This is a genomic window from Myxococcales bacterium, from assembly GCA_016712525.1.
GTDB lineage: Bacteria > Myxococcota_A > Polyangia > Polyangiales > Polyangiaceae > JAAFHV01.
The window spans coordinates 114269-128298 of record JADJQX010000006.1 but is presented as its reverse complement, the minus strand read 5'-3'; the positions used below and the strand labels follow the sequence as shown (position 1 = coordinate 128298).

Below are 14030 nucleotides of genomic sequence, written 5' to 3'. Positions count from 1 at the left end.
GACCTACGAATTGTTTCATCCGCGGCGAAGGGCGTCAAAAAAGCGGGGTGCTTGGTCGCACCCGATGGCGACCGCTGAACGGCCCTTCAGCCCGACCCGCGCGGCCCACGGCCGTTTTCGTCCGAGAGAAACGCGAAATCTGCACGCTCCTTCGCGACGACCTTTCGGGACCGTCATGCCGTCGTCCGGGGTAGCCTTCGCTGGCGGATGCGCTAAGAGGCGGCCCATGGGGTCTCCAAGGTCCGTTCGCGACAGCCTCTCGTCCTCCGCGCCCATCGCCTTCGCGGGCGTCCTCGCGTTCCTCGCGGGCTTCGCTGGCCCGAGCGTCGCCCAGGCCGACGTGTCCCACGTGGTCGGAAAGGGTCACACCATCGCGACCATCGCCGCCCGCTACCACGTGAGCGCGAAGTCGATTACCGACGCGAACCCCAAGGCGAACCCCAAGCGCCTCCGCATCGGCGAGACGCTCACCATCCCCGGCGTCGCCCCCAAGGCCGGAGACAAGGCCGCGCCTCCGAAGAGCGAGGGCCAAGCGAAGGCCGCCCCCCAAGGAAAGACGACGGCGCCCGCCGGCTCGGTGCACGGCCCCGCCACCACGAGCGCGCCTCCCCCGCCCCCCGTCGGCAAAGGAAAAGACGGCTACGCCGCGAAGCCCAAGCACCCGAACGTGGTCCACCTCGTTCGGTTCGGCACGGGCGAGGAGGCCACGGTCAACGTGAGCGCGCGCGGCAAGGTCCCGGGCGCCGCGCTCGAGCAGTTCAAGAAGATCATGCACTCGACCTCGGGGGCGACGCTCTCTCCCGACGCACGCCTCGTCGCGCTGCTCGGCATCGTGTCGAACCACTTCGGCGGCCGAAAGATCGAGATCATCAGCGGCTTCCGCCCCTTCAGCCCGAAGCAGTACACGCCGCACTCGAACCACAACCACGGCCGCGCGATGGACTTCCGCGTGCAGGGTGTGCCGAACACCGTGCTGCGTGATTTCTGCCGAACGCTCCACGACGTGGGCGTGGGCTACTACCCGAACAGCGTCTTCGTGCACCTCGACGTGCGCCCACAGTCGGCCTTCTGGATCGACTACTCGAAGCCCGGCGAGCCCCCGCGCTACCACGCGCCCAACGTCGACGCCGACGAAGGCACGAGCGACGTGCACGCCGAGCACCCCACGCTGAACGGCCCTGCGCCGGCGGCCCCGACCGAAGCGCCCGCAGCCCCCGGCGCCGATGCTCCGAAGGCCGACGCTCCCAAGACCGACGCCCCCAAGGTCGAGATGCCTCAGCCCTCGCCCGGCGCCCCCGCGACGAAGCCCTGAGGCCCCCGGCGCGCGACTCGGATTCGGGGCCGTGAGCGGGCTCACGTGCCTCGTGGCAGCCCGTGACTTCGGCTTCGTCCCTCGCGCCTCGAAGTGTGACGCCGATCCGGTCGCGCACGTCCTCCGGACACGGATGCGAGCAAGAGCGAGCGCGAGGCGGGACACGCGTGCATCGTGTGCAACGTTGCCACTTCACGTCGGGCGCCGAGCGGTGACGGGCCGGCCATTTCGTCGCCCGAGGGATGTGCGCGAGGGTGGGTCGAGCACCGTGCGCGGGCCCCCAAACTGGTAACCCGACCGACCGTTTCAACCCGTTTCGTTGCCGCCTTGGCAGGTTTCAAAATTGTTTCGAGGGGGTAACTTAAACGCTCAAGAATTCAAGCTTTTTTGCTCTTGTGCCTACATCGGCCCCGACCCCTTGATAGAGGCGTGAGAGACAGCCGCGCCGAACCCACCTCCGAAGTCGAGGGTCTGGGGGACCTCGAGCGCAACCGTCAACACCGAACCCGGAGCCACGAAAGAAGAACGCATCGTCCCGCATCGGAAACATCGAGCTCGAGAGCTTTCGCCTGGTCCGCGTCCTCGGTGAGGGTGCGTTCGGGGCGGCCTACCTCGCCGAGCAGCTCGGCACCGAGCGCCTCGCCGTGGTGAAAATCGCCCATGCCGAGAGCGGCACCGCGGGGCCCTACTTGAAGCAGCGGTTCGCGGCCGAGGTCCGCGCCGCCACACGCATCCGTCACCCCGGGCTGTGCACCGTGTACACGTTCGGCGAGACGAGCGACCACCTCCCCGCCATCGCGATGGAATACATCGACGGGGAGACGCTCCGGAGCCGCCTCGTGCGCCTCCAGGGCCGGCCGATGCCGACACGAGAGCTCGTCGATGCCTTCGTCCAGCTCGCGACGGTGCTCGAGCTCGTACACGGGCACAAGATCGTCCACCGGGACGTCACGCCGAACAACGTGATGCTCACGATGGACCACGACGGGAAGCTCGTCGTGAAGCTCGTCGACTTCGGCATCGCGCGCCTCACCGAGCGGGCCTCCGGCGAGTTCGTGGCCGGCACACCAGGGTACGCCGCGCCCGAGCAGTTCTCGGGCAACGCGACGTCGGCTTCGGACGTCTTCAGCTTCGGGGCGCTCCTCTGGTGGGCGGCGACGGGGCGCGAGCTGCTCGAGGAGATCCGGGAGCCCGAGCGCCTCTTTCATGCGGTGCAGAACCTCGAGCAAGCGCCCGACCCGAAGGACGTCTGCCCGGACATCTCGCCCGCGCTCGACAGGCTGCTCCGAAACCTGCTCGATCCGGTGCCATCGTTCCGGCCGACGCTCGAGGAGGTGCGGGAAGAGCTCGAGCTCCTGCTCGTCCCGGGGGCGCAGTCGGTGAAGCGGCGCGTGCTCGTCATCGACGACGACGGCTCTCTCGTGGGGCCGCTGAAATCAGCGTTTTCGCCCTTCGGCGTGCGCGTCCTCTCGACGGCGGATCCTCGCCTCGCCTCGCGCCAGGACGGCTCGTTCGGAGCGTTCTTGATCGGCGCGCACATCAAGACCCCGAGCGCCGCGACCACCTTTCATCACCTCGCGCAGGTGTGCCCCGACACGCCGGCGTTCGTGGTCGCCACGGGCACGGGCGTCGTCGCTTGGGACGACATTCCCTTCGAGGCGCGCATCCGTTTGCCTGGGGGCGCGTACCGCCTGAACGACCTCGGGGAGCAACTCCGGGATCGCCGCACGATGGCGCCGCCCGCGTTCGCGAGCCACCTCGAGACACGCGCGACGATGGACGCGCCGACGTCGGTCCCGAGGAGCGCGCCGCCACGGCGCTCCGAAGAGTGGAACCGCTGGGTCGGCGCGATGCCCAACTTGCTCCTCGAGCTCGAGGGCGCCCTCTCCGACGGGAGCGACATCACGACGCCGTGCCACGCCATCGAGTCGCTCGCGCGCGACGTCGGCGTACGCGAGGTCGAGACGCTCTGCCACACCCTCCGCGTGCTTCACGGCTCGGGCGATCTCGCCTCGCCCCTCACGTTCGTCACCGACATCGAGGCTGCCTTCGTGCGCGCGACGCGCGACCGGGCGCCTTCGTCCGGCAGCGGCGTGAGGACCCCTCGAACCCCCTTCTCCCCCTGAGAGACATCATGACCCAGACCATCGACTGCCGGGGCCAAAAGTGCCCCGAGCCCGTGCTCCGTACTGCCCGCGCCGCCCGCCAGCTCTCGAACGTCGGGGGGACGTTCGAGGTGCTCGCCGACGACGACGCCTTCCCCGCCGACGTGCGCTCGTGGTGCCGAAGCTCCGGGGCGACGCTCGTCGCGCTCGACGACGTCTCGGGCGCGCATCGCGCCGTGATCCAGGTTCTCAAGAAGCACGACGCGACGCCCACGTCTCCTGCGACGCCCGGGGCCATCGCGCAGTCCACCGTGCTCGACTGCCGCGGCAAACAATGCCCCGAACCGGTGCTGACCATCGCGCGGCACGCCCGCACCACCCCCGGCCCCGTCGAGGTGCTCGCCGACGACGAGGCGTTCGGCGCCGACGTGGAGGCGTGGTGCAGGAGCGCAGGCGCGAGCCTCGTCTCGCTCGTCCGCGAAGGGGCGACGTTTCGCGCCAGGCTCGAGATCCCCGCGGGCTCGTCGAGGGCGCCGGCGTCGACCGTCGGGAAGGTGCCGAGCGCGCCCCCGGGGGCCATCACGACCCTCGATTGCCGCGGAAAACAGTGCCCCGAGCCCGTGCTCGCCCTCGCGCGGTTCGCCCGCGGGAACCCCGGCGCCGAGGTCGAGATCATGGCCGACGATCCCGCCTTCCCGGCCGACGTCGAGTCGTACTGCCGGTCGTCGGGCGCGACGGAGCTCCTGCGCTCGCAAGAGGGGCCGGTCCTGCGCGTACGTCTGCGCACGGCGAAGCGCATCGGGGCCGCAGCGCTCACGCCGACGCCCCCTCCCGCACAAGTCGCCATGGTGCCGGTGGCCGCCCCACGTTCGACCGAGGGCCCTTCGGCGCGCTTCGACTTCACCGCGATGAGCGGTGCCATGGCGCTCGCCGAGGCCGAGCGCGTCGCCACCCTCGGGTCCGGCCTACTCGCCGAGCTCGTCTTGCCCGACGGACCGACGGCTCAAGCCGTGCTGAAGACCTTCTCGGCGCGCGGGCACGAGATCGTCGAGCTCACGGTCGGCGCGCCCTCGCGGCTCGTCGCTCGGCTCACGGGCACGAGCACTGGCCTCGCCGTACGCACCGACGGGCCCGAGTGCACGCTCCTCGTGCTCCACAACGATCTCGAGGTCTTGCTCGCGGCGCTGATCGTCGCGAACGGGGCCGCGGCCGCCGGCATGAAGGTCATGATTTTCTTCACCTTTTGGGGGCTCAACACCCTCCGAGGGGATCGCCCGAACCGCGACGCCGAGCACGGCAAGGTCTCGTTCTTCCAGTGGGTCTTCAAGAAGCTCATGCCGCGTGGGCCGCGCAAGATGGCGCTCGGCCAGCTCAACTTCGGCGGCATGGGCTCCGCGATCCTGGGAGGGATCATGCGAAAGCAGAACGTCTCCGAGCTCCCCTCGCTGCTCGCGTCGGCCGAGGACCTCGGGGTGCGCTTCGTGGCGTGCACGATGAGTATGGGCGTCATGGGCATCACCAAGCGCGATCTCCACCCGTACAAGAACCTCGAGTTCGCGGGCGTCGCCACGTTCGTCGACGCCGCGAAGACGAGCAAGATGAGCCTCGTGTTCTGATGCTGGTCGGGCTCTCTCCGATCGACCTCGAGCGCGATCGATCGCTCGTGCTCGTCGATATTCGCCCCCTCGACGAGCGTGTCTCGGAGCTCGGGTTCATCCCCGGCTCCATCTCGCTCTACCTCGGCGACGACCTCCGCGCGTTCGCCGGCAAGCTGTCCCTCCTCTCGAGCGAGGGGCCCGTCGTGCTCTCGTGCGTCAGCGGACGACGCAGCGGAGACGCGATTCGGGCCCTCGAGCCGCTCCTCGGCACCACGATGCACCTCGAGGGCGGCCTCCTCGCGTGGGGCGCGACCGGGTTCCCCATGTGTTACCCGGAGCCGCACGGCCCGCCCGTCCACGACTTGGCGCAAGAGCTCCGCTCGGCGTTCTTGGCCGAGCTCGTGGAGCTCGCGCTCGACCGCGACGACCTCGACCCGATGGCCGCGTACGAGCGCATCCACGCGGCCACCGGGGTTCGTCCCGGAGAGGTCACCGCGCGCACGCCGCTCACCACGCGGCGCACGCTCGTCGACCGAGCCGCGGCTACGCTACGGGCGCTCGGGGGCGACAGCGAGCGCATCGGGGCCTTCGTACTGCGCCTCTTCCCGATGCGTTGACGGGCTCCCGTCCGGACTCGGCGCGGCGGAGCGCACCGGGGGGCCGCACGGAGACACGGACGCACGGAGCGGTGCAGGCGGGCCGCGCCCGGATGGCGACACGATCCGCGCACCGTCCGATCCGGGCTTCAAGCATCATATTGCGAAAAATCCGCTTCGCGCTTAGTGGGGACGAATGCTCGGCCCACGCTCGAGGCTCTCCACCTCCACCGCCAGCCTCGTCGCGCTCGTCATGGCGACGGGGTGCGTGAAGAACGTCGCGCAGCCAGGCTGCCCGGCCCACGGCGGGCACCCTTGGTACGAAGTGACGACCAAGCACTTCGTGGTGCGCACCGACGTCGAGGCCACGCAGGTCGCGAGCGCGGTGACCGAGCTCGAGAGAGGGTATTCGGAGCTCACCGCCGCCGCGTTCCCCCGCGGTGCGGGCGGCGCCGAGAGGCTAGGGATCGTGCTCCTCCACGACCAACGGGAGATGTCGGAGTACTGGCCCAAGTACTCGGGCTTCTCCGCGGAGCGGCTCGGGGGAGACATCGAGCACACGCCGACGCTGGTCTTGGCCGGGTCGGGTTATCCGCCTGCGGTGAGGGCGACGTTCCTCCACGAGCTCACGCACCGCTTCGTCGCGTACACGTACGGCGCGGTCCCCATGTGGCTCAACGAAGGGCTCGCGCAGTACTACTCCACGCTGAAGGTCGAGAACGGCAAGCTGACCCTCGGCGAGGTCGTGCCGGGAGCGTACGTGCCGCCGGGGGTCGCCCCGAACGTGCGCGCTTTGCTCGACGCGGATCAATCGACCTTCTACGCGAACGACGTCGCCGTTCCCTATCGGCGAGACGAGGTCGTGGCGCTCTACTACCACGCGGCCTTCGCGTTCGTTCACATGCTGAGCAATGGAGACGACGCGCTGCGCGCGCGGTTCCGCCTCCTCCGGACCTCGCTCGGCGACGGCAAGTCGTTCGTGGAGAGCTGGGCGAAGAGCGTCGGAGAGATCCCCCTCGAGGGTCTCGAGGGCCAGTTCGCACGCTACACCTCGGGGTGGAGCTGGGATCGATTTGTGTATGATGCACCAAAAATCGAGATCGCGCCGATCGAGAAGACTCGCCCGCTCGCGGACTACGAGATCGATCTGATGTGGGCGCGCCTCTTGTGGGGAGAGAAGGACGGGAAGGAGCTCGCGAAGGCGGCGCTAGAGGCCGCTCGCTCGCACGATCTCGACTCGCCGGAGGTCGCCTACCGCGCTGCGTGCATGGCGCTACGATCCAACGCTACGGAGGCGCGCGCCCTCTTCCACGACGTGCTCGTGCGGACCCCCGACGATCCCAGGGCCCTCTTCGGTGAGGTGCTGGCCATCGCGCGGGAGTGGCAAGGGAAGTCGATGCCGGAGGCCGCGGCGAGCCGACAGCGCGACGCGCTCGCGCGGCTCGAGAGTCATGCGCGCACGGCCGATCAGCTCCTCCTCGTCGCCAGGTCGCAGACGGAGGGGAACGCGCTCGACGCGGCGCTCGCGACGGCGAAGAGAGCCGTAGCGCTCGATCCTGGTTACTTCGGCGGACACGTCATCCTCGCCGAGGCCCACTTCGCCGCAGGGCGCCTCGGAGAGGCGGTAGCCGAGCTCGAGCACGGCCTCGCGATCGTCCCGGACAGCGTTCATGCGGGGAAATACGTGCAACTTCTCGGCAAAGTACGCGCTGCCAGAGACGCCGCTCGCAAGTAGCACATCGTCTCCTTTCGACTCTCTCGACGTCGGCCCACGGCGAGGCGCCCCCCCCGAAAGGCATAGGTGGAAGGTACGCAAATGCGCGACGGGCGCGGCGTCCTCTCGGTCACCACGCCCGCCTCGTGTTCGTCGCTCGCGCGACTAGACTCGCTTCACTTCGCGCATTCGCCGTTGCTGGCGACCGAGACGCCCGCGCTCGCGGCCGAGCACGCGTTGCCGTAGGTGCGGCCGTCGCAGCCGCAGACGGGCTGGTAGACCTGGATGCACGCCTCGGGGCGCTTCGCGCAGGAGCCGGGGCGATCGGCGGCGCCGCACTGGGCGTCGGCCGGGAACGAGCAGAACTCGTCGGCCTTGCACTGGACGCCGCCACGAACGCCGCACGCGCCGGGCGTGGGACCCGTGACACACTCGCCGTCCTTCGCGACCGAGACGCCAGCGGCCGCGGCCATGCAGGCGTTGCCGTAGGTCTTGTCGTCGCAGCCACAGACCGGGCGGTACTCCTTGGTGCAGATGTCAGGGCGCTTCGCGCAGGTGCCCATCTGGTCGGCGGCGCCGCACATCGCACCGGGAGCGAACGAGCAGTACTCGCCGGCCTTGCAGCCGAGGCCCGCGATGCCACCGCACGCGGCGGGGCCAGCCTGGTGCTTCACGCGGAGGTAGAAGTCTTCGGCGGTGAGGAAGGGACCGCAGTTGATCGACGAGGGGAGGCACTTGGGGATGGCGACGCCGCCACCGACGAGGATGCCTTCGCGGGTCGCGAGAGCAGCGCGGGCCGCGGCCACCTCGTCGCGCGATGCGCCGACCGAGTCGATACCGACGCGGATGACGTTCTGCTGGTCGCGCGAGTTGAGCGTGTAGGCCGTGGTGCTGGGGCAGGGCGCCTTGATGCAGCGGATGCCGTTGTCGGCCGCGCGGTAGAACGTGCCGGTGACGTCGGCCTCGGCCGCGCCCTTCCAGGCCTCCGCGACGCGGAGCTTGCCGATGCGCTGGCCGTTGAAGCGGGTCGACACCATCGTGCCGCGGACGACCGCGTGGCTCGCCTCGAAGAGACCGCGGAAGTCGGCCTGCTCGTTGTCGTCGAGGCCGGTCGCGCGGAAGTCGTAGCTACCGACGTAGCACTCGGCCTGGCGGGTGCCGTCGGCGCAGGTCGTGAGGGCTTGGTTCGCGCGCTTCACGTAGACGCCGCCGCAGAGGGGCGAGACACAGCGACGGAAGTCGCGACGGGTCACGACGTAGAAGCCGTAGTTGCCGTTGACGGAGAGGGCGTCCTCGGTCTCGCCGGTGACCTCCTCTTCGATGCCATCGTCGGACACGGTGGTATCGGCCGCACAGGCAGCGAGCATCGAGACGGAGAAAACGGTGGCGAGCGCGAAGATCGAGGTACGCATTTTGGAAAGTCCTCCCTGGGTGCGCCGCTTATGTAGCTTAGTATCCCACCTGGTCAACCTAGAACTCACCTAGGGGCCAACATTCCGACATCATCGCCAAGGTGTCCGTGATGTTGGCGGCTTTAGGTGGCGCTCGAAGTGTCTACCGGGTGCGTTTACGAGATATCGCGCACTTAGGACAACAAGTGAGGAATATCATGGCATTGCCGCCAACGTCGGTCGGATCTCCCGACCTCGGTCGGATCTCCCGACCAAGGATCAAGCAGTTACGCGACGCGCGTTGCCCGATGTCACTTCTTCGTCGGGGGCGGCACGGGGCTCACGGGCTGAAACCGGAACCCCTTCGGCACGAGCGGCTTGGCCATCGCGTAGAGCGTCGTCGCCTCGTACGTGACGTGGGGCGGTGTAGGTGTACCCGTGCGATGGAGGAAGACCGGGTCACCCGCGCCTCGATCGAGCGCGACCGCGACCTTGCATCCCGCTGCGACGAGGGCATCCGCGACGGCACGTGACGCGGCCGCGCTCCGGGCCACCACGAGCGAGCCGTCCGGCGCCACACCGAGCCCCGCCCGTGCGCTCTTCGCGAGCGCCTTGCCCTCCGCGACGAGCAGCGGGAGCTCCACGGCGTCGTCCTTCTCGCCGGGTTTGGCCTCGGACGCGGGAACGAGGGTCACGCCGCCCGAAGGCGAGATCACGACGACCGCGTGCTCGGCCGACGCGGACGGGGCGCGCACGACCTTGCCGTCCGTCGCGAGGCCGAGCGGGTGCTTCTCGGACGAGTTGCCGAGCGTGAGGGCGAACACGACCCGCTTTTTGTCGTCTTCGGAGAGCTCGGTCGCGCCGGCCCCGACCTCGTTCTTGCCGGCGCGCACGTGGTAGAGCGCGCGGCCCGACGACGCGTAGAGCACCTCGACGCCCGACGACGTGGACGTCGACCACAGGCCCGGCGACCACGCGGGCGCGGGCTGAACGCCCAGGTCGGGGGCCCAAGCCTTGGCCGTGACGTCGGCCGCGAGCTTCGGCGGCGTCGGGTCGTGCACCGTCAGGTAGAAGAAGTCCTTCGGGGAGAAGTCGATGAACCTGTCGGGCGAGATCTCCATCTGGTTCGAGAGGAGCTCGGTCTTGTACTGCTTGCCCTTGATCTCGGTGATGTTCGTGAACACGAGCCCCGTGTGGTGCGGGTTCATGTCGAGGTGCATGCCGTACGTGCACCCGGCCATCTTCATGGCCTTCCCGAGCGTCGTCGCCGAGACGTCATCGCCCCATGCATAATACAAGTGACCGGCGGGCGTGACGCAGATGCCCGAGCGCTCGGTCTGCATGCTCGTGCCGGGCAACGTGAAGCCCCAGAGGGAGCGCCCGCTCGGGTTCACCTTGTCGCCGTCGAGGAGCGGGTCGAGGTTCTGGCGGAACGAGAGGATGTCGCCGTCGGCGATGTCGACGAGGCCCGAGACTTTGGTGGTGTTGCCCCACGAGCCCATGCCGACGCGACCGTCCTTGAGGAGAACGACGGACGCGGCGCCGGGCTGCGGGGGAAGGAGCACGCGCTTCCTCACCATCATGCCGTAGCTGCCATGCTCGGTCTTGAAGCCGCCGTTGAACGACACGGCGACCTTGGTGAAGATCTCCGGGTCACGTGGGATTCGGCCCGCTCCCGGCGGCCCGACGGCGGGCTTCGGATCTTCCATGCCGCCCTCCATGCCCAGATCGAGCTGGCGCATGTCCATGGCGACGAGCAGCACCTTGGCGTACGCGCGCTCTTCGTCGGGCCGCACGAACGTGCGGTAGAACATGGTGGGCGCGGGCTCGCCGGCCTGCCCGAACGACGGGAACCGCTTGAGCCACGGCTGCGTCGGCGTGACCCAGACGCCCTCGCCCTCTTGAGGGTTCTTCCAGATGGACGGGATGTTCGGCGGAGGAAAATCGGCGGCGCCTTCGCCCGCGCTCTCGGCCGAGAGGAGCTTCGGAGGCTCGGGAGCGATTTGAGCGAGCTCGCCCCCCTCGCCGCCCACCTTGTACGAGAGCTTCCGTCCCTGATCGCGCAAGAAGAACGCGCGCTCCTCGAGCCACGCGATCGGCGCGGGCCCGATCTCGGGCACGGCGCGCACCGTGTCGACCGCCCAGAAGACGAGCCGCTTCGGGAGGTGTTGAGAGGCCTGCGCGTGCACGGCCTCGACCTCGTGATCAAGCTCTCCCGTGGCGGCGAGCACGTGGAACGAGCGTGTCCCGGCGTCGTCCGCGAGGGACACGGCGAGCCCCGTGTCGTCGAGCGCGAGGCCCACCGCGCGCGCGGGCTGCTCGAGGGTCACGTCGACCCGGCCGATGCCCTCGAGCGAGCCCGTCTGCTGGGCGTTCGTGACGGCCGCCATGGCCCGATCGTGCAGCTTGACCGTGATGTTCTTCGCGCCCTCCCCCGAGAGATCCAGGTACGTGACGCTCTGCTCGTGACCGAAGGCGTACGTGGCGTAGGCGGCCCGATCCCCACGCACGACGAGCGCGTGGTCGTCGCCGAGGTCGGTCGAAGTGAGGTTTCGCACGTCGCGGACGTCGAGCGGGCGGCCCTCCAGGGTCACGCGGACACGCGCGCGGAGCACGTCTCGCGGAGCACCAGCGACCGACGCACCTAGAAACAGCACACGCCGGCCGAAGAACGCGTCGACCAACGCTCCACGGCTGGGCTCCCAGCGGAACTCGCGCGGATCGACGACCTTTCCGGCAGCTCGCCCGAGCATCTCGGCGACCCCAGCCGACGTGGGCTCCGAAGGGCCGGGCCGAAAGAACGCCGCGACCAGGCCGAGCCCGGCGAAGGTCGCGAGCGCGGCTCGCTTTCGCGCGAGGCCCGGAGGCGGTTCGTGTTCGGGGAGGGTCACCGGTCGCCCTATTGCGGCACGGTGTGCGCCTCCGTCAAGCTCTGCGTGGGCGCGGTCACGGGGCGCACGCGGTCGGCCACGGCGAGGGTCCCCTCCTCCAGGCAGAACTTCCTTGAACCATTGAGGATTTCTGCCTAGATGGGTCCGAGGGCGGTTCGCGAGGGGAACCTCTTGCGGAGCGTCCGTGGGTGCGGTCTTCTTGAAGGTGGGGGATGACTCGATTCGCGACGGCAACCGCGACGGATACGGCGCTCGAGACGGCCTTGGGCCGCGCGCTCGACGAGGCGCGCGCGTCGCTCGTGGTTCCGCCGAAGCTCGCCGTCGTCTTCGCGAGCCAGCGGTACGAGGGGCTCTCGCGCATGAGCCACCTCCTCCGCGCCCACCTCCCCGGGGCGGCCTTCGTGGGGGGCACGGGGGCGTCGTGCGTCTTCGGCCCGGGAGCCTTCGCGAAGGTCGGGATCTCCGTGTCGCTCCTCGGCGGCGACGACGTCGAGGTGACCACACGCGCCGTCGTCCCCACGAACGTCGAGCTGCTCGAGGTGGTCGCCGCGGCTCGTGACCTCCAGGCGCGCTCGGACCAGGAGACCCCGAGAGGGCGCGGGGAGCTCTGTTGCCTCGCGTTCGCCACGAGCCGGCATATCGTCGGAGACTCCCTCGTGGCCGCGCTCAAGAAGGGCGCATCCGCGCGGGCCCAGCTCGCGGGCGGGCTTCTCTCGCACGACGACGAGACCTCGGGGGGCCTCGTGTGGTCGGACGGGTGCGACACGAGCGAGACCGCGGTAGTGATCGCGGGGCTCTTCACCGAGCGCGCCGTGGGCATCTCGGCGCGACACGGGTGGAGCCCGATCGGACGGCCCCACAAGGTGACCCGAGCCGACGGCGCGCGCCTCGTCACCCTCGACGATCGACCCGCGATCGACGTGTGGCTGGAAGAGGCCCGAGCGCATGGGGCCAAGCTGCCCGAGTCGAACGTGGCCCTCTACCTCGCGTCCCGCTACGAGCTCGCGATCTTGGGCACCGAGGGGCACGGCAGGAGCGAGCCTATCGTGCGCGGTTCGAGGCACATCCACGACGACGGCTCGGTCGATCTCTTCGGGAGCGTGCCCGAGGGCGCCGACGTGCAGCTCGTCACGGCGACCGAAGAGAGCATGCTCGCCGCCTCGAGGCTGGCAGCCAAAAACGCCCTCCACGGCGTCGATGGGCGCGCCTCGGGGGCCATGGGCCTCGTCTGCACGGGCCGTACGTTGGTGCTTGGTGAGTCGTACGCGAAAGAGCCCCGCGGGCTCGCCGAGACGCTCGGGGTCCCCTTCGGAGGGACCGCGGTGAACGGCGAGATCGCGCTCGGCCACCGCGACGCCAACGGGTTCTACAACTCGTCGGCCGTGGTGGTCGCGTTCCCCGAGTGACGGGCGCGCGCCACGCTCAGACGAGCGCGGCGAGCTCGGGAGGGAGGTCGCTCGTCACGTCGAACGAGAGGCCCGGGGTGCCCGTCTCGAGGGCGATGCGCGACGCGTGGAGGGCGTGCCGCGCGAGCCCGGGGATGGGATCTCCGCCGTAGAGAGCATCTCCCACGAGGGGATGGCCGATGGCGGCGAAGTGGGCTCGGATCTGGTGCCGCAGCGCGCGGGACACGACGACGCGCACGAGAGCGAGCCCGTCTTTCCGAGAGAGCACGACGTAGTCGGTCGAGGCCTCACGAGGGGTGTAACGGATCACGTCCCGTGGGTGCACGCACGCGTAGACGCGGCGCTGGTCTTTGGGGTGATTCGTGAGCGGGAACGCGATGGTGCCCTCGTCGGGGAGGCCCTCTTCACGGCAGATGAGCAGGTACTCTTTGACGATCGCGCCGCCTTTCAACGCGTCGCGGAGCTCGTCGAACGCCGCCGCGGTGCGCGCGACGAGCAGGAGCCCCGACGTGTCGTTGTCGAGGCGGTGGAGCAGGCCCGGCTCGCGCACGCCGTAACCGACGCCGAGCGTCTCGGGGTAGTGGAAGACGAGCGCGTTGACGAGCGTGCCCGTCTCGCCGTGGCGGAGGGGCGCCGAGGGCTGGCCCGCAGGTTTGTCGACCACGAGCATCGCGGGTGAGGCGTAGCGCACGTCGAGGGGAGCGTCCTCGGGGACCGGAGGAGACTCGGGAGCCGAAAAGTCGCCGAGCTCGACGGTGAGCGTATCGCCGGCGCCGACGACCCCACCCTTGGGCATACGGCGCCCGTTGACCCGGACGCCTCCCTCGGCGATGGCCGCCTTCACGCGGGCGCGCGAAGCACCGGGAACGAGCGCGGCGAGGGCCTTGTCGAGGCGGGCTCCGTCGAGCTCGTCAGGTACCTTTACTTCATGGATGGACACGCCGTGGGTGTAGCACAACGAACGTCGAGGCGGCCGGGTGCCTCGTTCGGTGGGGCCGCGGGCGGAACCGAGCGGGC

The 14030-nt window shown here is 69.7% G+C and carries 9 protein-coding genes; 6 read left to right on the top strand and 3 right to left on the bottom strand.

The features are described 5' to 3' along the window. Positions 1-226 precede the first annotated feature (226 nt). From IPK71_12475 to IPK71_12455, 5 genes are all read left to right on the top strand, one after another. A complete protein-coding gene (locus IPK71_12475; GenBank protein MBK8214548.1) occupies positions 227-1312 on the top strand; it encodes a DUF882 domain-containing protein in 1086 nt (361 codons plus the stop codon). A 539-nt stretch (positions 1313-1851) separates the two neighbouring features. Next, complete coding sequence (locus IPK71_12470; GenBank protein ID MBK8214547.1) at positions 1852-3438, top strand: serine/threonine protein kinase; 1587 nt, start codon at positions 1852-1854, stop codon at positions 3436-3438. Between the two features lie 8 nt (positions 3439-3446). Then, on the top strand, positions 3447-5033 hold the full coding sequence (locus tag IPK71_12465) for a sulfurtransferase TusA family protein (protein ID MBK8214546.1): 1587 nt from the start codon (positions 3447-3449) through the stop codon (positions 5031-5033). After that, positions 5033-5632, top strand: coding sequence for a rhodanese-like domain-containing protein (locus IPK71_12460; protein ID MBK8214545.1), 600 nt, complete (start codon positions 5033-5035; stop codon positions 5630-5632). Before IPK71_12465 ends, IPK71_12460 begins: the two co-directional genes overlap by 1 nt. 175 nt (positions 5633-5807) lie before the next feature. Further along, the gene (locus IPK71_12455) at positions 5808-7346 is read left to right on the top strand and encodes a hypothetical protein (protein ID MBK8214544.1); all 1539 of its coding nucleotides are present in this window, start codon (positions 5808-5810) and stop codon (positions 7344-7346) included. A gap of 155 nt (positions 7347-7501) precedes the next feature. Here IPK71_12455 and IPK71_12450 read toward each other — a convergent pair whose 3' ends face one another. Both IPK71_12450 and IPK71_12445 read right to left on the bottom strand, forming a co-directional pair. Continuing rightward, complete coding sequence (locus IPK71_12450) at positions 7502-8362, bottom strand: hypothetical protein (GenBank protein ID MBK8214543.1); 861 nt, start codon at positions 8360-8362, stop codon at positions 7502-7504. Between the two features lie 665 nt (positions 8363-9027). Further along, positions 9028-11607 (bottom strand): hypothetical protein, encoded by a 2580-nt coding sequence (locus IPK71_12445; protein MBK8214542.1) that lies wholly within the window; start codon positions 11605-11607, stop codon positions 9028-9030. 212 nt (positions 11608-11819) lie between these two features. On the opposite strand from IPK71_12445, the gene IPK71_12440 reads away from it, so the two are divergent. Then, positions 11820-13013 (top strand): FIST C-terminal domain-containing protein, encoded by a 1194-nt coding sequence (locus tag IPK71_12440; GenBank protein ID MBK8214541.1) that lies wholly within the window; start codon positions 11820-11822, stop codon positions 13011-13013. 16 nt (positions 13014-13029) lie between these two features. On the opposite strand, the gene IPK71_12435 is transcribed toward IPK71_12440, so the two are convergent. Next, positions 13030-13947 (bottom strand): RluA family pseudouridine synthase, encoded by a 918-nt coding sequence (locus tag IPK71_12435; protein ID MBK8214540.1) that lies wholly within the window; start codon positions 13945-13947, stop codon positions 13030-13032. Positions 13948-14030: the final 83 nt, after the last annotated feature.

Excerpts from the sequence above, each read along its gene's own strand:
- IPK71_12475 (MBK8214548.1), top strand. The coding sequence starts at position 227 with ATGGGGTCTCCAAGGTCCGTTCGCGACAGCCTCTCGTCCTCCGCGCCC.
- IPK71_12465 (MBK8214546.1), top strand. The coding sequence starts at position 3,447 with ATGACCCAGACCATCGACTGCCGGGGCCAAAAGTGCCCCGAGCCCGTG.
- IPK71_12460 (MBK8214545.1), top strand. The coding sequence starts at position 5,033 with ATGCTGGTCGGGCTCTCTCCGATCGACCTCGAGCGCGATCGATCGCTC.
- IPK71_12455 (MBK8214544.1), top strand. The coding sequence starts at position 5,808 with ATGCTCGGCCCACGCTCGAGGCTCTCCACCTCCACCGCCAGCCTCGTC.
- IPK71_12450 (MBK8214543.1), bottom strand. The coding sequence starts at position 8,362 with ATGGTGTCGACCCGCTTCAACGGCCAGCGCATCGGCAAGCTCCGCGTC.
- IPK71_12440 (MBK8214541.1), top strand. The coding sequence starts at position 11,820 with ATGACTCGATTCGCGACGGCAACCGCGACGGATACGGCGCTCGAGACG.